Source organism: Paraplanobispora takensis (assembly GCF_016863195.1).
Classification (GTDB): domain Bacteria; phylum Actinomycetota; class Actinomycetes; order Streptosporangiales; family Streptosporangiaceae; genus Planobispora; species Planobispora takensis.
Map to the genome: position 1 here is coordinate 14,873 of NZ_BOOK01000057.1, position 20,539 is coordinate 35,411.

Sequence of the window (20,539 nt, forward strand, 5' to 3'; positions counted from 1 at the left end):
GAGGGGAGGGCGGGGCCGCCCCGCCCTCCCCTCAGACGACCCGGAGCCAATCATGATCACATTGGATCGCCTGGTGAACGTGCTGGGCGGGTACGGGGTGCGGCTGTACGGCCGTGCCGAGGCACGCTCGGCGTGGCTGCGCAGCGTGGTGATGCCGGAGGCCGCCGACCGTCACGTCGCCGGCGACGTACTCCTGGCCGTCGGCGCCTCTTCTCTCGCCGAGGCGGTACGGTGGGCGGCCGCGGCCGGGGCCACCGCGGTCCTGGTGCGCCCCACCGGGACGGACGCCGCAGGAGAAGGCCGCAGCGGCGCGGACCTCGAGCGGGAGGCCGCCGCGATCGGCGACCGGCACGGGATGGCCGTGTTGCTGGCCGACCCCGCCGTCTCATGGAGCCAGTTGGCCGGCGTGGTGTACGGGCTGGTGCTCGAGAGCCGCGAGACCGCCTCCGGACGCGGCCCGACCGACCTGTTCGCCCTGGCCGACAACCTGGCCGACGTCATCGGCGGAGCGGTGACCATCGAGGACCGGCACTCGCGGGTGCTGGCCTACTCCCGCTCCCAGCAGGCCGGTGATCCCGCCCGGCTGGAGACCATCCTCGCCCGGCGGGTCCCCGATCGGCTGCGTGAGCTGCTGCAGCGACAGGGGGTGTTCGCCCACCTGGCGGCGACGGACGAACCGGTGTTCGTCCCGGCCGACCCCGCGCAGGGCCTGACCGGGCGGATGGCGGTGGCGGTGCGGGCCGGCCAGGAACTGCTCGGTTCGGTATGGGTCAGCTGCGACAGAGCGCTGACCGGCGCCCACCGCCGCGCCCTGGCCGACGGCGCGCGCACGGTGGCTCTGCACCTGCTGCGCTCCCGGGCCAGCGCCGACCTGGAGCGGCAGGTGGAGTCCGACCTGGTCATCCGGTTGCTGGAGGGCGGCGCCGACGCCGAGCCGGTGATCGGCCGGCTGGGCCTGGCGCCGCAGGCACTGCGCGTCATCGCCGTCCGCGCGTCCACCCCCGATGATCGCCACGCCGCGCTGCTGCTGGCCTTCGAGCAGGCCACCACCGGCTTCGGCTGGTCCAGGCCCGGGCGCAGCGCGCTGCTCGGCGACACGCTCTACACCATCCTGTCGGCCGAGCGGGCGGACGCGGCCCGGCAGTGGATCACGGCCCTGCGCTCCGAGCTGCCCGCCCGGGTGCGCGTCGCGGCCGGGATCGGCGCGCCCGCCGGGGTCGCGGAGCTGCCCGCCGGCCGCCAGGAGGCCGATGAATGCCTGGCGCTGCACGAAGGCGCCGACCCCGCAGCCGTCCCGCCCGCCTACGACGAGTCCTGGGACGACATCCTGCTGCGGCGGCTGCGCGCGGCCGCGGAGACCGGCCGGGCTCCGGCCCGCGGGCCGGTGAGCACGCTGCTGCGGCACGACACCCGTCACGGCACCGGCTTCGCCGCCACGCTGCGGGCCTGGCTGGAGGCCCAGGGCGATCTCACCCTGGCCGCCGAGCGCCTCGGCGTGCATCCCAACACCGTACGCAACCGGCTGCGCAGGATGGGCGAGCTCACCCCGCTGGACCTGGCCGACGCCCGCCAGCGCCTGGCCATGACCATCATGCTGGCCGCCTGCGCGGACGAACCCCGCCGATGACCCGGCGCAGGACCGCCGGCGGTTCCCGGCGACGGCGTTGTGCCGGATCCACAACGGCGGTCCCGCGATTGTCGATCGCCCACAACCTCGCCGGTCGTCATCCGGGACACGCTGACTGTGACACCGGCATTCACACTCATCGGAGGTTGGACATGGTCGGCAACTGGCCGCGATCGGTGATCGTGGTGGGCGCGGGCATCGTGGGCCTGTCGACCGCGTGGTTCCTGCAGGAGCGCGGCGTGCAGGTCGACGTGATCGACCGCGGCGGCGTGGCGGCCGGCGCGTCCTGGGGCAACGCCGGCTGGATCGCGCCGGGCCTGGCCGTCCCGCTCAACGAACCCGCCGTCCTGCGCTACGGCCTGCGCTCGCTGCTGAACCCGGCCGCGCCGCTGCACGTGCCCGCGAGCCTCGACCCGGGCCTGTGGAGGTTCCTGGCCCGCTTCGCCGCCAACAGCCACTGGCGCTGCTGGACCCTCGCCGCGCGGGCCAACCTGCCGCTCAACGACGAGTGCGTGGAGGCCTACGAGGTGCTCGCCGCCGACGGCGTGTCCGCACCGGTCGTCGCGGCGCCGATCACCGCCGCGTTCCGCACGCCCCGCCGAGCCGAGAACCTGCTGCGCGAGCTGCGCAGACTGGCGGCGATCGGCCAGCACGTCGAGCACACCGTGCTGGAGGGCGACCGGCTCGCCGAGCACGTCCCGCTCGCCGGCGAGGCGCTGACGGCGGGAGTGCGCATCGACGGCCAGCGTTACGTCGACCCGGGCGCCTTCGTACACGCCCTGGGCAAGGCCGTCATGCGACGCGGTGCGACCGTGTACGCCGTCGAGGTCGACGAGGTGCGCACCGACGACAGGAAGGCGGTCGTCCGCTCGGCCAAGGGCACCGTCCTGTCCGCCGACGCGGTGGTGCTGGCCACCGGCGCGTGGCTGCCGCGCCTGGCCCGGCAGTGGGGCGTGCGCGTTCCCGTGCGGGCGGGCCGCGGCTACTCCTTCACCGTGCCGGTCGACCGCCCCGTCCCCTGCCCGGTCTACCTGCCCGAGGTGCGGGTCGCGTGCACGCCCTACCGGGGCGGGCTGCGGGTGGCGGGCACGATGGAGTTCCGCGACCCGGACGCCCCGCAGGTGCCCGCGCGGCTGGAGGCCGTCATCGCCTCCGCCCGTCCCCTCCTGCGGGGTGTGCGCTGGGAGGAACGCACCGACGCCTGGGTGGGGCCCCGCCCCGTCACCCCGGACGGGCGGCCGCTCATCGGCGCGACGGTGGCCCCCACCGTCTACGTGGCGGGCGGCCACGGCATGTGGGGCCTGGCCCACGGCCCCGTCACCGGCCGGCTGCTGGCCGAGCAGATCACCACCGGCAAGCAGCCCGCCGCCCTGGCCGGCTTCGATCCCCTGCGCTGACTTCGGAGGCGGTCGCGGACCGGGTGCGCCGGGCCGTGGCTCTACTTCCGGCGAGCTTCGAGCGCGTCCAGGATCAGGTCCAGGCCGTAGCCGAACTCGGCCGTGTAGTCGTAGCCCGGTCGCAGGGCGTGATCGACGATCATCTCGGTGAGGTACGGCAGCTCGTCCGCCGGCAGGTTCTCCAGGATGCCGCCGGCCACCTCCTTGACCTCGTCCGGCGTCATCACCGGCAGATTCACCTCCTGGATCACGAACCCGCTGATGTAGCTGTCGATGAGCGAGATGGCGTGCGCGGCCATCGGCAGCGTGAACCCCGCCCTGCGCAGGACGCCGAGAACGGCGTCGTGGTGGCGTAGCGTCGCCGGCCCCGGGGTGCGGCGGGAGTCCACGAGGCCGAGAGCCCAGCTGTGCCGTGACAGGACCGAGCGCGCGGAGGAGGCGCGCGCACGGATCGCGTCGCGCCAGTCGCCGCACCCGGCGTCGGGGAGCTCGATCGCCGCGAACACCACGTCGACCACGCCGTCGAGGATCGCGTCCTTGTTCGGCACATGGTGGTAGAGAGACATCGCCTCCACGCCCAGTTCCTGCGCCACCCGCCGCATCGTGATCGCCTCCGCGCCGCCGCGGTCCGCGACCCGGATCGCGGCCTCCAGCACGCGATCTCTACTGAGCGGTCGCCGTGGCGGGGGCACCGGCACTCCAGGATCCGAACACGTTGACAACCTTACACCTGTAAGTCAGCCTTACAGGTGTAAGTCCCCCGGAATGGGGCCAGCTGCGAGCTCGACGAACATCCGACCCGTGACCACGCCCCGCCGGGGCGGGAGAAGGAGGTCCCGATGCCGATGCCGAAGTGGTGGGGGCACGTGAACAAGCGGGTGTTCAACCCGCTCACCATGGCGCTCGGCAAGTCGCCGGTGCTGATCCACGTCGGTCGCGTCTCCGGCGCGACGTACCGCACGCCGCTCGACGCGCATCCCGTCGACGGCGGCTACCTGTTCATCCTGGTGTACGGATCGGGCTCGGACTGGGTGCGGAACGTCCTGGCGGCCGGCGGTGCGCGGCTGCGGGTCGACGGGCGGGAGGTGGAACTCGCCGCCCCGCGCCTCCTGGGGGAGGCCGAGGCGTTCCGGGCCCTCTCCGAGGAGGTGACGCGCCCGCCGAGGCTGCTGCGCATCACCGAGTTCCTCCGCATGGACCTGGTCACAGCCTGACGGGGGGCGGCACGGGGGGCGGCACGGCCCGGGCCGCACGCCGGGACGGCCGCCGCAGGCCCTCATCGAATATGCAGCGCCTCCCGGACCCCCGTTGCCCCTCCCGCCCGGAGCGCTCACCATGTGCGTACCGACGCAAGCCAGAAGGGAGCGCGGGGTATGCCCAGGTTCGATGCCCTTCCCGCACCCGTCCGGGAGGACTGCATATGTCTCCTGGAGGCCGGGCTGGAGGCCGCGTCCGCCGGATGGACCCGGCACTCGGGAGTCCCCATCCTCACGGTCACCCTGCACGACGCCTGCGAGATACGGGTGAGGCGGGCGCGATACGCCGACTACGCCTTCGGGGACCCGTGGGACCCCATGGACCCGGTGGAGATGAGCGCGCACCCCCTGCTGGCCGAGGCCCGGTGCGGCGCCCTGGTGTACGGGGACCGCGTCCACCGGCACCACTCGGGCCGCCTGCTCAGGTCGGCGCTGTCCACGCTGGGCGTGGAGGCTCCACACGAACCGGACAAGGCGGTGAAGATCCAGGTGGTGCACACGGCCGTCGCCCCAGGCGCCCCGGACCCCGCGATCTTCAAATTCCGCATCGCGGGAAGCGGGCCCGCGCCCGCGCGGCTCCGCTACGCGGAAAGCCCGCAGCAGATTCTCGGGGCGCTGGAGCGGCCCGTGGCGCTGAGGCTGGACTGTCGGCCCGGAGACACCATCACGCTGACCCCGGCCTGATCACGCTCCCCGCGGTCGGGGTGGATCCGCGAGAGCAGGCCGGGGCGGTCGTCATCGCCCGGGCACGTGGCGGACCGCGGGGGCGTCGTCGGACAGGTCGCGCTGGGTGAACAGGTCGATGAGCAGCCGCACCGGCAGGTCGGCCTCGGTCGGATAGCGGAACCCGCGCTCGGGGTTGAGGGTGTAGTGGTTGCGGCGGCCGATTTTACCGCGGGTCAGATAGCCCTCCTGGTGCAGGTCGGACACGATGCCCTGCACGGCGCGCTCGGTGATGCCGATGCGGGTGGCGATGTCGCGCAGGCGCACCTGCGGATCGCGGGCGATCTCCACCAGCACCCGGGCGTGGTGGGTCAGAAACGTCCAAGTGGAGGCGGGCTCACCGGAGCCGGGTGGGGCCATGTGACCTCTCTTCGGGGCCAGCTGATCCGGCCGGGGGGGCGTCGATGACGGACCATCTCTACCACAGCATTCCCACCGGAAGTACTTTTCCGGTAATAGAATTCTTCAATAATGGCGCCGGTGAGATGGTGTCGGCCAATCGGTCCCGTATCCGAATGGGAGTCCACGTGCCGACTCCACGGCGCCGGCGGGGTACACGCCGGCGCCGTGGAGTCCGGATATACCGGGTGGTGCGCTCGACGGGGAAGAGACTTTCGGGAATGGCGGACGGCGGCACGCCGTATTGCGGTGCGGCCCGCACCCGGCCGGGCGCGGGCCGCACCGGCGGCTCAGACCTCGAGTTTCTCCTCGATGGCGCGCAGAGTATGCCGCGCCAGCGCCAGATTGGACCGGTTGCGGTCGAGTGCGAGATACAGGAAGAGCCCCTTGCCGCTACGGCCGGTGATCGGCCGGATCACGTGGTACTGGCTGGTGAGGGTGATGAGGATGTCCTCGATGGCGTCCTTGAGGCCCAGGGAGTCCATGGTGCGGAGCTTGGCCTTGACGACCTCGGTGTTGCCGGCCGCCGCCACCTGGAGATCCAGGCCCTTGGAGCCGCCGAGCGCGCCCAGCGCCATCCCGCTGTCGTAGTCCACGACCGCCGCACCGAGGGCGCCGTCGATCGCCATCATCTCCTTGAGGGAGACCTCCATGCTGGCCATTGATTCCTCCGATTACTGGGTGCACATGGGCCGGCTTGACCAGAAAAGCGTTATCGGTCAGCGTAGAGGTCCCCGGCGGATGCCACGCGAGCCCGCCGGCCGGGATATACGACAAGGGACAGAATTCAAATACCAAGTAGAAAGATCCGCATCCCGGATGAACCGTCGATGCAGGTCCCGGGCGGCGAGTGCTTTTTTCCTCAGACGGGACGGACGGCCGATTCCGTCGATAGAAAATTCCTGAACCGAATTTCCGGAATCTTCATTCTTCACTTATGTCCCCGAACTCATTTCCTATGTTCCCGAGCCGAGGACGCATATGAGACCGCGCGCCGTACGGCACTCGGGCGCTCCGTCGCCGGCTCCTACGACTGGTGGCGGGCCAGTTCCAGGGCGTCGTGGGCGCTGAAGACCTCCACCCGGGAGGGCAGCTCCCGCAGCCGTGCCAGGTTGGCCAGGCGCTGGGCGTGGTCGACGGCGACGGCGCGCTGGGCGGCGCGCAGCATCAGGGGGCAGCGCGGCGGCGTGCCGATCTCACCGTGGAAGTAGTAGGCGTCCCCGGCGTGCAGCAGCCAGCCCGCGCCGGTGTCCACCGCCACCCCGGAGTGGCCGCGGGTGTGACCGGCCAGCGGGACCAGGGCCAGGCCGTCGACCCCCTCCAGCGGCCGGGCACGCAGGCCGAACAGCTCCTCGCCGGCGTCGTCGTAGGTCATCCAGTCGGGGTGGTGTGCCCACTGGGCGGGCAGATAGCGGCGGCGTTCGCCGGCGGTGACCGGGTGGACGGCGGCGGCCAGCTCGGCGGCGTGCAGGTGCACCCGGGCGCGGGGGAAGTCGCGCAGGCCGCCGGCGTGGTCGGGGTCGAGGTGTGTCAGCACGATGTGGCGCACGTCCCCGGGGTCCAGGCCGAGCTCCCGGATCCGGTTCAGGGCGGCCTCGGCCGGGTCCAGGGTGGGGCGGACCATCCGGGTGAAGCCGCGCGCCAGCCGGTCCTCGCCCACGGCGAAGCCGGTGTCGACCAGCACCAGGTCACCGCCGGTCTCGATGAGCAGGCAGTGGGCGACCATGCGGGGTGAGGCCGGCGGGAGCATCGTCCCGCAGTTGAGGTGGTGTACCTTCACCCCGCACATACTGACCGGCGGGGGGCCGCCCGGCCAGCCGGTGTGATCCAGATCACCCCGGCGTGCGCAGGATCACCCGGAGGCGCCGGCGGCCAGGGCGCTTCCCTTCTTCCACTCCTTGAACGACAGCTGCCAGTAGCTCCAGCCGTTGTTCCACTCCACCTCGCGGTCGGTGCCCTTGATGATGACCACGTCACCGCGCTGGGCGATGTCGTAGAACCACTTGGCCTGGTCGGGGCGGGCGTTGATGCAGCCGTGGCTGACGTTGCGCCGGCCCTGGGCCCAGACGTTGTTCTTGGCGTGGACGTACTCGCCGCTGTTGGAGAAGCGCACGGCGTGGTTGATCATCACGTCGTAGTACTCCGGGTGGCCCTTCTCGAAGCCGGGGGAGATCATCCGCTCGGGGTTGGACTTGCCCATGGTCAGGTGCACGCCGCTGGTGGTGGTGTAGGCCCGGGTGGTGGCCATGCCCGCGCTGATGAGCATCTTCTTGGCGACCTTGCCGTCCCGCTTGACGATCATGGTGTGCTTGCGGGTGTCGATGTAGGAGATCTGGGACGCGCCGATGTTGATGGTCTTGGTGAAGTCCTCGACCCCGTACATGTTCTTGGCGCCCTGCACCCCCTCGAGGTGGGCGGTGAAGGTGACCTTCTGGTGGGCCTTCCAGTACTTCCGCGTGCGGTAGATCACGGTCTTGTCGTCGATCCACCGCCAGGCCCCCACGGCGGGCTTCTCGGAGGTGACCTCCAGCGCCTCCTCGACGTTGGCCTTGCCTGCCTTGGAGGGGATCGGGTTGTTGAAGGTGACGATGATCGGGGCCCCCACGCCGACCTTCTCCCCCTTGACCGCCGGGGTCACGTCGGCCACGGCCAGCTCGATCTCCGGCTTGAGCGTGGTGAAGCTGCTGCTGGCGGTGGTGCCGCCCGCGGCGGTCGCCGAGACGGTGTAGTCGCTGGCGGGCTTGAGCGGCGCCTTGGAGACCCACTTGGTACGGCCGGCGTCGAAGTCGCCCTCGACCTCCTCGCCGCCGCTCTCGACCGTGACCTGCTCCAGCGGGCCGCCGTCGGCGGTCACGACGACCTTCTTGTCCGGGCGGACGGTGGAGCTGCCCTCCGTGGGGCTGATCTTTATGACCGGGGCGGCCGGGGCCGACTGCGCCTGCTTGCCGGGCTCCCCGTTGGCGGCGGAGGGTGTGCCTGCCGGCTCGTCGGAGCATGAGGCGGTCAGCAGGGCGGTGACCGCCACAGCCAGTCCGGCCACCGGCATCCTCAGGCGTCGGCTTTCAACGTTCAGCACAAAGCTCTCCCCCATAGTGCAAACTCGTCCAAAAACACTAATAGGAGATGCGCATAGGACGCGACGGGTTCAGCCTGGAAAGGTTACATTTTGGCTACTTTCCATGGTCAACGTCCTGCCGACTCTGAGTAAACCTGCTAGAGGACGTCCTTTCGGACTGTCCGAATCGGGTGATCGGGCCGGTCAGAGCGGGAACGGCGGGCCGCCAGAGTGTAGGCCGCACCGATTCCCAAGATCGCGATCGGGAAGACCGTTCCAACGAGAAGACCGGTGCGCAGTCCCGAACCGCCGCCCGGTGCGGCGGTGACGGTCGCGTCGGCGACGGCGCCGGCCAGCCACGGCCCGGCCGCCGCCCCGGCGTCGCCGAACACGGCCAGCACCCCGAACATCGCGGCGCCGCCCATGGGGAAGCGGGCGGAGGTGAGGCTGAAGGTCCCCGGCCACATCAGGCTGACCGCCAGCCCGCACAGCGCGCAACCGGCCAGGGCGAGCACCGGGTCGTCGGCCAGCGCGGCCAGCAGATAGCAGGCGGTCGCCAGCCCGGCGCAGGCGATCATCGCGGGCAGCAGGGGGACGCGCTGTCCCCACAGGCCGTAGACGATCCGGCCGATCCCCATCAGCACGGCGAACAGGCACGGACCGGCCAGGTCGCCCCACACCTTGGAGACCCCCAGCCCCTGCTCGGCGAACAGCGACGACCACTGGGACATGGTCAGCTCCGAGGCGCCGGCGCACAGCATCAGCAGCAGTGCCCCGGCGAAGGCCGGAGAGCGCAGCAGCGCGCGCAGCGGGGTGCGGTGCTCATCGGGGACCGTCGGGGGCAGCGGCACCCGCGCGAAGACCACGAGGTTGGCCAGCGGCACCAGCGCCCACATCAGCGGCAGCACCTGCCAGGCGGACTCGCCCACGGCCGCCAGCATCAGCGTCGTGCCCAGCACCACGGCGACCTGGCCCCAGCAGTAGAAGGAGTGCAGCAGGCTCATCGTGGCGGCCCGGTGCTCCTGCGGGCTGGGCAGGGCGTCCACGACCGGGCTGACCAGGACCTCCAGCAGGCCCCCGCCGATCCCGTAGACCACGACCGCCACCGCCAGGCCGGTGTACGGCGAGGGCGTCAGGGACGGCGCCACCGCCAGCAGCACGAGCCCGGCGACGCTGAACAGGTGGGCCAGGACCATGGGCAGGCGGTAGCCCGTGCGGTCCACCACCTTGACCGCCACCAGGTCGGTGACCAGCTGGGTGGCGAAGTTCAGCAGGATCAGGCGGCCGAGCATCTCGTAGGGCACGTCGTAACGCGTCTGGAAGACGATGAACAGCAGCGGGGCGAGGTTGTTCACGATCGCCTGGGTGACGTACCCGAGATAGCAGGCCCGGCGGGTGTGGTCGAAGGTCATGGACTCTCTTCACGGTGGTGGTGCGGCAGGCCCGGGCGGCTCACACCACGCGCGGGTCCGGCCCGAGAGTACGGCAGGGGATCACCCTCACCTGCGGGCGGCCCCTCCCCCGCCATCCGGGCGGCAGGGGAGATCCCGGGCGCCGCCCGCAGCGGACCGTACGCCGCCCGGAACCGTGCCGCCCCGGGATCGTGCGGCGCCCGCCGAAACGTCCGCCCCCGATGATGGGGGCATGACGGTCACCGCACGCGTTCCCCTCGCCGACCTCGCCGCCCTGCTGGCCGACGGCACCCGGGCGCGGTTCTGCCTGGCGCTGCTGGACGGGCGCGCCTGGACCGCCGGGGAACTGGCCCGCCACGCCGGGGTCGCGGCCTCCACCGCCAGCGAGCACCTGTCACTGCTGGTGCGGGGCGGCATCCTCGCCGAGGAGCGCCAGGGACGGCACCGCTACGTGCGCCTGGCCGGGCCGCGGGTGGCCCAGCTCATCGAGGACCTGGCCGCCCACGCCGACCTGGCCGCGCCCGCCCCTCCCCCGCCGACGCTGCGGGCCGCCTCCTCGGCCAGGGCCATGGCCGCCGCCCGCACCTGCTACGACCACCTGGCCGGGCGCCTGGGCGTGGCCGTCACCGACGCGCTGACCGCCCGCGGCCTGCTGCGCCAGGACACCGGCTTCGCGCTCAGCGACGACGGGCTGGCCTGGTTCGCGGCCGACCTCGGCGTACGGCTGGCGCCCCGCGGCAGGCGGCCGATGGCCAAGGCCTGCCTGGACTGGACCGAACGCCGCCACCACCTGGCCGGCGTCGCCGGGGCCGTGCTGTGCGCGACTCTGCTGGAGCGCGGCTGGGTCACCCGGATCGGCACCGGCCGCGCGCTGCGCGTCACCGCCCCCGGCGCCCGGGCCCTGGAGGACCTGCTCGGCCTCAAGAGCGTCGAGAGCGCCGGGAGTGAGGCCGCGGCGGGGAGTCGGCCCTGATGAGCGCGGACGGTCACACGGGATGGCCGCCGGCGTCGGTGCGGTAGGCCTGGCTGGAGAACTTGGAGATGAAGACGTCGAAGCGGCCGTCGGGCCGCTCGCACAGCGTGCCGCCGTCCTGCCAGATGCCGTTCTCCTGCCACCACTGGCTGCCGGCCGGGTCGCCCTGGTTCTGGTGGACGTTGTGCATCCCGAGGCCGCCGGTGAACGGCTCGCCGAAGACGAGGATCCGCCGCCCGGCCACGAGCATGGACTCCAGGGCCTGGGCGGCCTGCAGGTTCGAGCCCGCGGTCCAGGACCGGCCGGTCCCGGCCAGGGCGAGCAGCCACCCCAGCCAGGCGGGCGGCCGCCGGACGAACACGCACCCCGGGGCGCCGGCCAGGGCCGGGTGGCGCTGGTAGTCGAGGGCACCGGAGCCGGGCAGGCGGGTCAGGTCGTGGTAGCCGGGCGCCAGAGCGGCCGCCGGGGCCGGCGCGGAGGCGTCGAGGGTGAGCCTCTTCCACTGGACGCCCGTCTGGGACTGCTTGCTGTCGACGTCGATCGCGCAGCGGTACGACCCGGCGGGCGCGTCCACCTCCAGGTTGACGTGGAACCAGCGTCCCTGGGTGTCGGGCTGGTCGCGGTGGTGGCGGTTCAGGGTCCCCACGAGCACGCCGTACCGGTCAAGAGGCATGGACGGGAGTCAACCAGCTCACCCGGGGACGGACAACGTCCCCCGCCGGGCCCGCCGGGATCCGGGCGGCGGACGGTTGCGACCGCGGGTCAGGACCTGCCCGCGCCCTGACGCAGGCGGTGGGTGAGGCTGGTGTGGCGACGCCCGGCGCCGCGGGTGCGCACCGCCTGGGCCAGCGCGCGGCGCGAGCCGATGATGACGACGAGCTTCTTGGCCCGGGTGATGGCGGTGTAGAGCAGGTTGCGCTGGAGCATCATCCACGCGCTGGTGGCCAGTGGGATCACCACCGCGGGGTACTCGCTGCCCTGGGAGCGGTGGATCGACACCGCGTAGGCGTGGGCCAGCTCGTCGAGCTCGTCGAAGGAGTATTCGACGTCCTCGTCCTCGTCGGTGCGCACGATCAGCTTGTGGTCGTCCGGCTTGACGTCGACGACCATGCCGACGGTGCCGTTGAACACCCCGGCGGCGCCCTTGTCGTAGTTGTTGCGCAGCTGGGTCACCTTGTCGCCGACCCGGAACACCCGCCCGCCGTAGCGGCGCTCGGGCATGCCCTCGCGGGAGGGGGTCAGCGCCTCCTGCAGGACGGTGTTGAGGTTGCCCGCCCCGGCCGCGCCGCGGTGCATCGGCGCCAGCACCTGCACGTCGCGGCGGGAGTTGAGGCCGAACTTGCGGGGGATGCGGTTGGCGACCACGTCGACGGTCAGCGCCGCGATCTCCTCGGGCTCCTCGCAGGGGAACAGGAAGAAGTCCTTCATGCCCTCCAGCACCGGGGGCAGACCGGTGTTGACCCGGTGCGCGTTGGTGACCACGCCCGACTCCTGGGCCTGGCGGAAGATGTGCGTCAGCCGGACCCGGGGGATCTCGTCCTCGGCGGCCAGCAGGTCGCGCAGGACCTCGCCCGCGCCCACCGACGGCAGCTGGTCGACGTCGCCCACGAACAACAGGTGGGTGCCCGGGGCCACGGCCTTGACCAGCTTGTTGGCCAGCAGCAGGTCCAGCATCGAGGCCTCGTCGACCACGACCAGGTCGGCGTCCAGCGGGTTGTCGCGGTCGAAGGTGGCCTCTCCCCCGGGGCGCAGCTGCAGCAGCCGGTGCACGGTGGTGGCCTCGTGGCCGGTCAGCTCGGCCAGCCGCTTGGCCGCCCGGCCGGTGGGCGCCGCCAGGATGACCTTGGCCTTCTTGGCGCGGGCCAGCGTGACGACGGAGCGCACGGTGAAGCTCTTGCCGCAGCCGGGCCCGCCGGTCAGCACCGCGACCTTCTCGGTCAGCGCCAGCCGTACGGCCTGCGACTGCTCGGCGGCCAGGTCGGCGCCGGTCCTGCCGCGCAGCCACTCCAGCGCCACGTCCCAGTCGACGTCGTGGAAGACGCCGAGGCGGTCGTGGGAGGAGGTCAGCAGGGCGCGCAGCGACCCGGCCAGCGACAGCTCGGCGCGGTGGAAGGGCACCAGGTAGATCGCGGGGATCGTGTTGTCCCCGGCCGGCAGCTCCTCGCGGACCACGCCCTCCTCGGCGACCAGCTCCTCCAGGCAGGAGGCCACCAGCTCGGCGGGGACCTGAAGGATCTTGACCGCGTCGGCGATCAGGTTGGGCGCCGGCAGATAGCAGTGGCCGTCGTCGGCGCCCTGCGACAGCGTGTAGCGCAGGCCCGCTTTGACCCGCTCGGGGCTGTCGTGCGGGATGCCGACGGCCTGGGCGATGGTGTCGGCGGTCTTGAAGCCGATGCCCCACACGTCGTCGGCCAGCCGGTAGGGCTCGTTCTTGACGATCGTGATGGAGGCGTCGCCGTACTGCTTGAAGATGCGCACCGCGATCGAGGTGGACACCCCGACGCCCTGCAGGAAGATCATCACCTCTTTGATGATCTTCTGTTCCTCCCAGGCGACCCCGATCATCTTGGTCCGCTTCGGGCCCAGCCCGGGAACCTCGACCAGCCGCTCCGGAGCGGTCTCGATGATCTCCAGGGTGTCGGTGCCGAAGTGGTCGACGATGCGCTCGGCCATCTTCGGCCCGATGCCCTTGATCAGCCCTGAGCCGAGATAGCGCTGGATGCCCTGCACGGTCGCCGGCAGCACGGTGGTGTAGGACCACACCTCGAACTGCCTGCCGTAACGCGGGTGCGACCCCCACCGGCCGGTCAGCCGCAGCGACTCGCCGACCTGCGCCCCCAGCAGCGGCCCCACCACGGTCAGCAGCTCGGTGCCCGACCGCTCGGTGGCCACTCTGGCGATGGTGTAACCGGTCTCCTCGTTGGCGTAGGTGATGCGTTCGAGCACCGCCTCGAGCACGGTGCCGGGGGGACGCTGCGCCTCCGGAGTGGTCATGGCGGGTATTGTGCCGCACGCGCCCGACATCCTCGAAAAATCCGGATGGGTTCGCCTACGCGGAACGATTCTTTCCGCATTGGGTGACACCGTCGCAGTCATGAGCACTCCGCGCCCCCTTCCGGCCAAGAGCACTCCGCGCCCCCTTCCGGCCAAGAGCACTCCGCGCACTCTGACCACGAGGGCGCTCAACCGCATCACGCTGGAGCGGCAGCTGCTGTTGCGGCGCAGCGGCATGTCCGCCCTGGCGGCCGTCGAGCATCTGACCGGCCTGCAGGCCCAGGCGGGCAACGCCCCCTATCTCGGGCTGGCGGCCCGCCTGTCGGACTTCGCCCACGACGATCTGACCGCCCTGCTGTACGGCAGGCAGGCCGTGCGCTCCTCGGTCCTGCGCGGCACCCTGCACCTGGTCTCCGCCGCCGACTACCGGTGGCTGCGCCCCCTGGTGCAGCCCGTCCTGACCCGCGGGCGCCAGGCCGCCTTCGGCAGGGTCACCGCCGGGGTGGACCTGTCCGAGCTCGCCGCCGCGGCCCGGGACCTGCTGGCCGGACGCACGCTCACCCGCCCGCAGCTGGGCCGGATGCTCGCCGAGCGCTGGCCCGGCGTCCCGCCCGAGGCTCTGGGCTGGTCGGCCCAGAGCCTGCTGCCGCTGGTGCACGTCCCGCCGCAGGGCACCTGGAACAGGGGCGGCGCCACCCCCTTCGCCCTGGCCGAGGAGTGGCTGGCCGAGGAGTGGCTGGCCGGGGAGTGGCTGGCCGGGGAGTGGCTGGCCGGGGAGTGGCGCGACGGGCCGCCGGAGCGGGCGCCCGAGGAGAGCTCGCCGGAGGAGACCGCGGCCGGCGGGCGGACCGGCCGGGAATGCGCCGGACCCGCCGGCACCGGGGCCGAGGCGCCGGTGGAACGGATGATCCGCCGGTACCTGGCGGCCTTCGGCCCGGCCGGGGTCATGGACATGCAGGCCTGGTCGGGCCTGACCCGCCTGCGCGAGGTCGTCGCCGGCATGGATTTGCGGATCCTGCGCGGGGAAGACGGCCGCGAGCTGTTCGACCTGCCCGGCGCCCCGCCGCCACCCGACCCGGGGACGCCGGCCCCGGCGCGCTTCCTGCCGGAGTTCGACAACCTCATGGTCGCCTACGCCGACCGCACCCGGATCATGACCGACGAGTACCGCCGGCGCGTGTGCGTCGGCGCGATGGTCGCGCCGACCATCCTGGTCGACGGCACCGTCCGGGGCACCTGGAAGCTCGCCGGCGGGCGCCTGAGCGTCCAGCCGTTCGAACCGCTCACCGCGCGGGCCAGGGCCGGGCTGACCGCGGAGGCCGATCGCCTGCTGGCCTTCGCCGGCGCCCGGGACCTGGAGTTCCTGCCCGTCGCGTGAGGCGGCCGAAGCCCCGCAGGACCGCAGGTGTGCGGCCGGGCTACCAGGCCAGGTCCTCGTCGCGGATCGTCTCGGTCCGGCAGTGGGAGACCGGCCCCCGGCGGCCGTCGGCGACGCAGATCCTCAGATCCACGCGCCTGATCTCGCCCCTGGACTCCAACAGGTAGCCCGTGCGGCTGCGGCCGTAGGAGGCGCAGAAGCGGCGTTCGGGCGACCGGCCGGAGCCGCCCTTCAGATAGTGGAACTCGGCCCGGATGGAGGCGCAGTGCCCCGGGTGGCGGTCGAGGTCGTAGAGGCTGCCGTAGGCCTGGAAGTGCTTCTCGCTGAAGCTGGTGATCCACAGCTTGGCCTTGGCGTGGCCGGAGTGCTTGCGGGAGGACCGGATCGTCCCCAGGTCGTAGTCTCCCGCCGTCCGCGCGGCCGCTCCCGTCCCCGCCTCGGCGGCGGCGGGCGCGGTGGTGGACAGGGCGGCGGGCAGTCCCGTCGCGAGCACTCCGGCCAGCAGCAGTCCCCGGACAACCGTGCGCATCGTCTTCCCCTCTCGACTGGTTCGTCCCCAGTCATAGGGGCGGCCGCTTGGAACCGGCTTGCGGCTCACTGATCCTCTCCGTGCGCGGCCCGGGGCCGGTCCGCAGGGGAAAGCGGGCGGAATGGAAAACGGGCGCGATCCCCAACATTGCGGATCTTCTCAGCGTCCAACCATCGGGATAGGAACGGGGGGACGCACCGGCGCCTGCGGGGCCGCGCGTGCCGTCGACACACGAACGGGGAGATCAGATGACAAGACAGGTGATCATCGAACCGGTCGACCGGCCGGGGCTCTCGGCCGAGCAGGTCAGGCAGGTGGCCGCGGCGCATCCGGCCGTGCTGGCCCAGCTGGAGACCGCCGACGCCGACCGGCTCGTCCTGGGCGAGGCCCTGGCCCTGACGCACGATCCGGACGGGCGGGCCCCGTTCCGGGCGAGCGTCTTCGACCCGGTCTCCAACCGGGGGGTGGAACTGCGCGGCACCCTCGACCGGCCGGAGAAGGCCGAGGTCGTGCCCAGCGCCTACCGGCCCAACCCGGACGCGCGGGAACTGCGCGCGGCCGCGGAGATCCTCCGGGCCGACGAGCGCTTCCCCGCCGGGGACGACGTCGTGATCTACCAGCCGATGCCGCCGCTGGCCGATCTGGAGAACACCGACGGCACCACCGTGCGCCGCCCCACGCTGGGCCTCTACACCCCCTCGCAGGACGTCAAACACCGCATCGTCGCCGTCGACCCCGTCGCCCGGACCGTCGACTGGTCCCCGGCCGGAGTCGGCGCGGCCATGCACCCCGACCACCCCGACGACTGCGAGTCGCACCTGCCCACGCCGGTGGAGAGCCTGCGCGACCGGGGCGGTCCCGACGCGGTACGGCTGCGCGTGATCGAGGGCGGCACCGAGCTGTGGAACCTGATCGTGGTACGGCCCCGCGCCTCGGCCCCGCAGAACCCCGGCGACGGCTCGGGGGTGGAGCTGCGCGAGGTCCGCTACCGGGGCAGGCTGGTCTTCCGCCAGGCCCACGTGCCGATCCTCAACGTCCAGTACGAGGAGGACGGCGTCACCTTCCGCGACTGGCAGAACGAGGAGACCCGCTTCTCGGCCACCGGCGCCGACCCGGTCGGCTGGGGCTGGCGGATCTGCGACCGGGCGCCCAGGACCATCCTGGAGCGGCCCGACAACGACGCCGGCAACTTCCAGGGCGTGGCCTTCCACGACGACGGCGGGCAGCTGCGGATCGTCAGCGAGATCGCGGCCGGCTGGTACCGCTACGTCTCGGAGTGGCGCCTGGCCGACGACGGCGCGGTCCGGCCGCGCTTCGGCTTCGCCGGGGTGCGCAACCCGCGCACCTGCATGCGTCACCGCCACCACGTCTACTGGCGCTTCGACTTCGACATCGAGGGCTCCGACAACGACGTGATCGAGCAGCTCGACGAGACCGGCCCCGGGACCACGACGGCGACCCAGATCGTGCGGGAGGTGGCCCGCAGACGCCGCAGCCCGGCGCGGTTCTGGCAGATCACCGACAAGTCCAGCGGGCGCGGCTACCGGATCGTCCCCGGCGAGCACGACAACACCGCCGACCCCTACGGCATCGCCGACCTGTGGTTCCTGCGCCGGCGCGGGACCGAGCTGTACGACGGCAACCCCGACGAGAACAACCGCGCGATGCTCGACCGGTTCGTCAACGGCGAGAGCGTCAGCGGCACCAACGTCGTCGTCTGGTACGCCGGCCACTTCCGCCACGACCAGAACGCCCCCCACCCGCACCAGGGCCACATCGTCGGCCCCGACCTGGTCCCGGTCACCTGACCGGCCACGGCCGCGCCGCCGGGAGGGCCACCTCCCGGCGGCGCACGCCGTACGAGCGGGAAAGCGGTTGGAAGAGCCCTGCGGGGGCGAGCACGCCGCAGGAGGAGCGGCGGAGGAAACGGGGGATCCGGTCGTCGCCGGAGACGGGAACGGCGCTGTCTGCGGTATGGCGCAGACGACGGCAGCCGATGACAAGGCAGTGGGCGGGCGCTACACTCGTATGCCCGGGATCTAATCAAGCACACAGGAAACCCACCATGAGGGAGTCTACCAAAACGATGGCACTCCGTCAATCCGGAACCGCTCCCCGTCCCGGCGGCGCGGCGACCGCGCTCACCGAGGCCCTGCGCACCGAACAGGACCGTCTGACCTTGCTCTACGAGCGTCTGGACGCCGCCCGCGAGCAGGCGCACGCCGCGCTCACCTCCGCTTTCGCCTCGGGCCACGCCGGCGGCACCCGTCAGGCCAGGGTCGAGCGCGAGGTCTCCGCCGGGGAGCACTCCAGCCGCCTGGCCCGGCTGACCGGCGTCGAGCGCGGCCTGTGCTTCGGCAGGATCGACGAGACCGACGGCGAGACCCGCTACATCGGCCGGATCGGGCTGCGGGACGCCGACGGCGAGATCATGCTCACCGACTGGCGCGCCCCGGCCGCCCGCCCCTTCTACACCGCCACCCCGGGCGACCCCGGGCCGCTGGTGCGCCGCCGCCACCTGCACACCCGCGACCGGACCGTGGTCGGCATCGACGACGAGGTGTTCGACCTCGACCGCCTGGGCGAGGGCGCCCGGCGCACCCTCGTCGGCGAGGCCGCGCTGCTGGCGACGTTGCGGCGGGGCCGTACCGGCCGGATGGAGCAGGTGGTGGCCACCATCCAGACGGAGCAGGACCGGGTGATCCGCTCCGGCCTGGCGGGGGCGCTGGTCGTGCACGGCGGCCCCGGCACCGGCAAGACCGTCGCGGCGCTGCACCGGGCCGCCTATCTGCTCTACACCCACCGCGACGTGCTGGAGCGGCGCGGCGTGCTCATCGTCGGGCCCAACACGCTGTTCTCCCGCTACATCGGCCAGGTGCTGCCCTCGCTGGGCGAGACCGACGTGGTGGTGGCCACGCTCGGCGAGCTGCATCCGGGGGTGCGCGCCACCGCCGCCGACTCCCCCGCCGCCGCGGTCGTCAAAGGTGAGGCGCGCATGGCCGAGGTCGTGGCCGCCGCGATGCGCGACCGCCGGCGCCTGCCCGAGGGCGACCTCGAGGTGACGATCCCGGTGCGGACCTCGCTGCGCGACGGGGTGGAGGTCGTGGTGGAGGAGATGACGATCAGCGCCCCGCACGCCGCCTGCGCCGCCGCCCGCGACCGGGCCGGGAACTCGGGCCTGCCGCACAACACGGCGCGGCGGCTGTTCGTGCTGGACGTGCTCACCGCACTCGCCCTCGACCAGGCCGCCCGGCTGGAGGCGCAGGGCACGCTCGGCGCCGAGGAGGCCGCCGAACTGGACGCGCTCATCGCCGAGGCCGAGGCCAGGGGGGCCGCCTGGCTGGACGCCCTGGCCGACGCCGGGGAGGGGGCCGAGGCGGATGCGCTGACCGCCGAGGAACTCGCCGGGCTGGATCCGTTCACCGTCGAGGAGGACGCGTGGCTGGACGGGCGCCGGGTCGACACCGATCCGGACACCGGAGCCGGGGCGCTCATCGCCGACGCCGCGGACCTGCGCTACGCCCGCCAGGTGCTGTGGACCTACCCGGCGGTGCGCGAGGCGGTGGAGGGGCTGTGGCCGTACCTCACCCCGGAGCGGCTGATCGGTGAGTTCCTGGCCGATCCGGACGCGATCGCCTCGGCCGCCCCGCACCTGTCGCCCGCCGAGCGCGAGGCCCTGCTGCGGCCGTACGGCGCGCCGTGGACGCCCGGCGACGTACCGCTGCTGGACGAGGCCGCCGAACTGCTCGGCGTCGACGAGACCGAGCAGCGGGCCGCGCGCGAGGCCGAGGCGGAGCGGCGCAGGCAGGAGGAGGCCTACGCCCAGGGCGTGCTGGAGTTCACCGGCCTGGTCGACAGCGGGCTGGTGGAGACCAGGCTGCTGGAGGCCGGCATGCTCGCCGAGCGCCATGAGGACTCCGGCCCGGACAGGACCACCGCCCAGCGGGCCGCGGCCGACCGCACCTGGGCCTACGGGCACGTCATCGTCGACGAGGCGCAGGAGCTGTCGGCGATGGCGTGGCGGACGGTGATGCGGCGGGTCCCGGCCCGTTCGCTGACGGTCGTCGGCGACCTGTCGCAGACGGGTTCGGCGGCCGGGGCCCGCTCGTGGGGCGAGATGCTCGATCCCTACCTGGAGGGCCGCTGGCGCGAGGAGCGGCTGACGGTCAACTACCGCACCACGGCCCGGATCATGGCGGTCGCCGCCGACGTGCTGGCCGCGGTCGACCCCGGCGCCCGGGCACCCGAGCCGGTCCGCGAGGACGGGGAGGCGCCGCGCGCGGTGCGGCTGGAGGCCGCAGGCGGGATCGCGGGCCTGCCCGCGCTGGTGGAGGCCGAGCTGACGGCGGTCAGGGCCGGCCTGGCCGAGCCGGAGACCGGGCCCGCCGGATCCGGCGTCACGACCGGCGGCTCCGGCGGCTCCGGCGACTTGGGGGACTACGGTGTCGCGGCCGGAGCCGACGCGGGGCGGCTGGCGGTGATCGTCCCCGACGCCCGCCACGCCGAGGTGGCCGCGCTGTTCCCGTACGACGCCCAGGACGTGCTCGACCGCCCGGTCGCCGTGCTGACGCCCGCCACCGCCAAGGGCCTGGAGTTCGACGCGGTCGTGGTGGTCGAGCCCGCCGAGATCCTCGCCCGGGGTCCCGCGGGCGGGCGCGACCTCTACGTCGCGCTCACCCGCGCCACCCGGCGGCTGACCGTGGCGCACCGGGGCCCGCTGCCGGAGATGCTCTCCCGTCTGCAGCACTGTTAGAGATCCTCACCCGCCGGTCCCGGGACCGGCGGGGACGCGGGCC

The 20,539-nt window shown here is 72.9% G+C and carries 17 protein-coding genes; 8 read left to right on the plus strand and 9 right to left on the minus strand.

All coding sequences use genetic code 11. The features are described from left to right. Window positions 1-52: 52 nt before the first annotated feature. Window positions 53-1,627, plus strand: a complete 1,575-nt coding sequence (locus tag Pta02_RS33960) for a PucR family transcriptional regulator (protein ID WP_203879099.1) — start codon at window positions 53-55, stop codon at window positions 1,625-1,627. Between the two features lie 152 nt (window positions 1,628-1,779). After that, window positions 1,780-3,024, plus strand: coding sequence for an NAD(P)/FAD-dependent oxidoreductase (locus Pta02_RS33965; protein WP_203879100.1), 1,245 nt, complete (start codon window positions 1,780-1,782; stop codon window positions 3,022-3,024). 41 nt (window positions 3,025-3,065) lie between these two features. Here Pta02_RS33965 and Pta02_RS33970 read toward each other — a convergent pair whose 3' ends face one another. Next, window positions 3,066-3,680, minus strand: coding sequence for a TetR/AcrR family transcriptional regulator (locus tag Pta02_RS33970; protein WP_203879101.1), 615 nt, complete (start codon window positions 3,678-3,680; stop codon window positions 3,066-3,068). A 183-nt stretch (window positions 3,681-3,863) separates the two neighbouring features. On the opposite strand from Pta02_RS33970, the gene Pta02_RS33975 reads away from it, so the two are divergent. Both Pta02_RS33975 and Pta02_RS33980 read left to right on the plus strand, forming a co-directional pair. After that, window positions 3,864-4,238: a nitroreductase family deazaflavin-dependent oxidoreductase gene (locus Pta02_RS33975; protein WP_203879102.1), complete on the plus strand. Its 375-nt coding sequence runs from the start codon at window positions 3,864-3,866 to the stop codon at window positions 4,236-4,238. A gap of 159 nt (window positions 4,239-4,397) precedes the next feature. Further along, window positions 4,398-4,964, plus strand: coding sequence for a hypothetical protein (locus tag Pta02_RS33980; RefSeq protein ID WP_203879103.1), 567 nt, complete (start codon window positions 4,398-4,400; stop codon window positions 4,962-4,964). A gap of 51 nt (window positions 4,965-5,015) precedes the next feature. Here the strand turns inward: Pta02_RS33980 and Pta02_RS33985 are convergent, their stop codons facing one another. The 5 genes from Pta02_RS33985 to Pta02_RS34005 all read right to left on the minus strand — a co-directional run bounded on the left by Pta02_RS33985 (window position 5,016) and on the right by Pta02_RS34005 (window position 9,869). Beyond that, window positions 5,016-5,363: a helix-turn-helix transcriptional regulator gene (locus tag Pta02_RS33985; protein ID WP_203879104.1), complete on the minus strand. Its 348-nt coding sequence runs from the start codon at window positions 5,361-5,363 to the stop codon at window positions 5,016-5,018. Between the two features lie 329 nt (window positions 5,364-5,692). Continuing rightward, window positions 5,693-6,064, minus strand: coding sequence for a hypothetical protein (locus Pta02_RS33990; RefSeq protein ID WP_203879105.1), 372 nt, complete (start codon window positions 6,062-6,064; stop codon window positions 5,693-5,695). A gap of 365 nt (window positions 6,065-6,429) precedes the next feature. Further along, the gene (locus Pta02_RS33995; RefSeq protein ID WP_239131443.1) at window positions 6,430-7,182 is read right to left on the minus strand and encodes an MBL fold metallo-hydrolase; all 753 of its coding nucleotides are present in this window, start codon (window positions 7,180-7,182) and stop codon (window positions 6,430-6,432) included. A 72-nt stretch (window positions 7,183-7,254) separates the two neighbouring features. Beyond that, entirely contained in the window at window positions 7,255-8,448 is a 1,194-nt protein-coding gene (locus Pta02_RS34000) for a L,D-transpeptidase (protein WP_239131449.1), read from the minus strand. Between the two features lie 167 nt (window positions 8,449-8,615). Beyond that, window positions 8,616-9,869 carry an MFS transporter gene (locus Pta02_RS34005; RefSeq protein ID WP_203879107.1) on the minus strand — a complete coding sequence of 418 codons (1,254 nt, stop codon included), beginning with the start codon at window positions 9,867-9,869 and terminating at the stop codon, window positions 8,616-8,618. Window positions 9,870-10,101: 232 nt separating this feature from the next. Here Pta02_RS34005 and Pta02_RS34010 point away from each other — a divergent pair, with 232 nt between their 5' ends. After that, window positions 10,102-10,842 carry an ArsR/SmtB family transcription factor gene (locus tag Pta02_RS34010; protein WP_203879108.1) on the plus strand — a complete coding sequence of 247 codons (741 nt, stop codon included), beginning with the start codon at window positions 10,102-10,104 and terminating at the stop codon, window positions 10,840-10,842. A 13-nt stretch (window positions 10,843-10,855) separates the two neighbouring features. Here Pta02_RS34010 and Pta02_RS34015 read toward each other — a convergent pair whose 3' ends face one another. Both Pta02_RS34015 and recD2 read right to left on the minus strand, forming a co-directional pair. Further along, entirely contained in the window at window positions 10,856-11,515 is a 660-nt protein-coding gene (locus tag Pta02_RS34015) for a DUF2278 family protein (protein WP_203879109.1), read from the minus strand. A gap of 89 nt (window positions 11,516-11,604) precedes the next feature. Further along, window positions 11,605-13,836, minus strand: a complete 2,232-nt coding sequence (recD2, locus tag Pta02_RS34020) for an SF1B family DNA helicase RecD2 (protein WP_203879110.1) — start codon at window positions 13,834-13,836, stop codon at window positions 11,605-11,607. A 100-nt stretch (window positions 13,837-13,936) separates the two neighbouring features. On the opposite strand from recD2, the gene Pta02_RS34025 reads away from it, so the two are divergent. Next, the gene (locus tag Pta02_RS34025; RefSeq protein ID WP_203879111.1) at window positions 13,937-15,214 is read left to right on the plus strand and encodes a winged helix DNA-binding domain-containing protein; all 1,278 of its coding nucleotides are present in this window, start codon (window positions 13,937-13,939) and stop codon (window positions 15,212-15,214) included. Between the two features lie 40 nt (window positions 15,215-15,254). Here Pta02_RS34025 and Pta02_RS34030 read toward each other — a convergent pair whose 3' ends face one another. Next, on the minus strand, window positions 15,255-15,743 hold the full coding sequence (locus Pta02_RS34030; RefSeq protein ID WP_203879112.1) for a hypothetical protein: 489 nt from the start codon (window positions 15,741-15,743) through the stop codon (window positions 15,255-15,257). 248 nt (window positions 15,744-15,991) lie between these two features. Between Pta02_RS34030 and Pta02_RS34035 the strand changes: the two genes are divergently transcribed. After that, window positions 15,992-17,551: a hypothetical protein gene (locus Pta02_RS34035; RefSeq protein ID WP_203879113.1), complete on the plus strand. Its 1,560-nt coding sequence runs from the start codon at window positions 15,992-15,994 to the stop codon at window positions 17,549-17,551. A gap of 278 nt (window positions 17,552-17,829) precedes the next feature. After that, window positions 17,830-20,496, plus strand: coding sequence for a HelD family protein (locus Pta02_RS34040; protein ID WP_203879114.1), 2,667 nt, complete (start codon window positions 17,830-17,832; stop codon window positions 20,494-20,496). The last annotated feature ends 43 nt before the right edge of the window (window positions 20,497-20,539 follow it).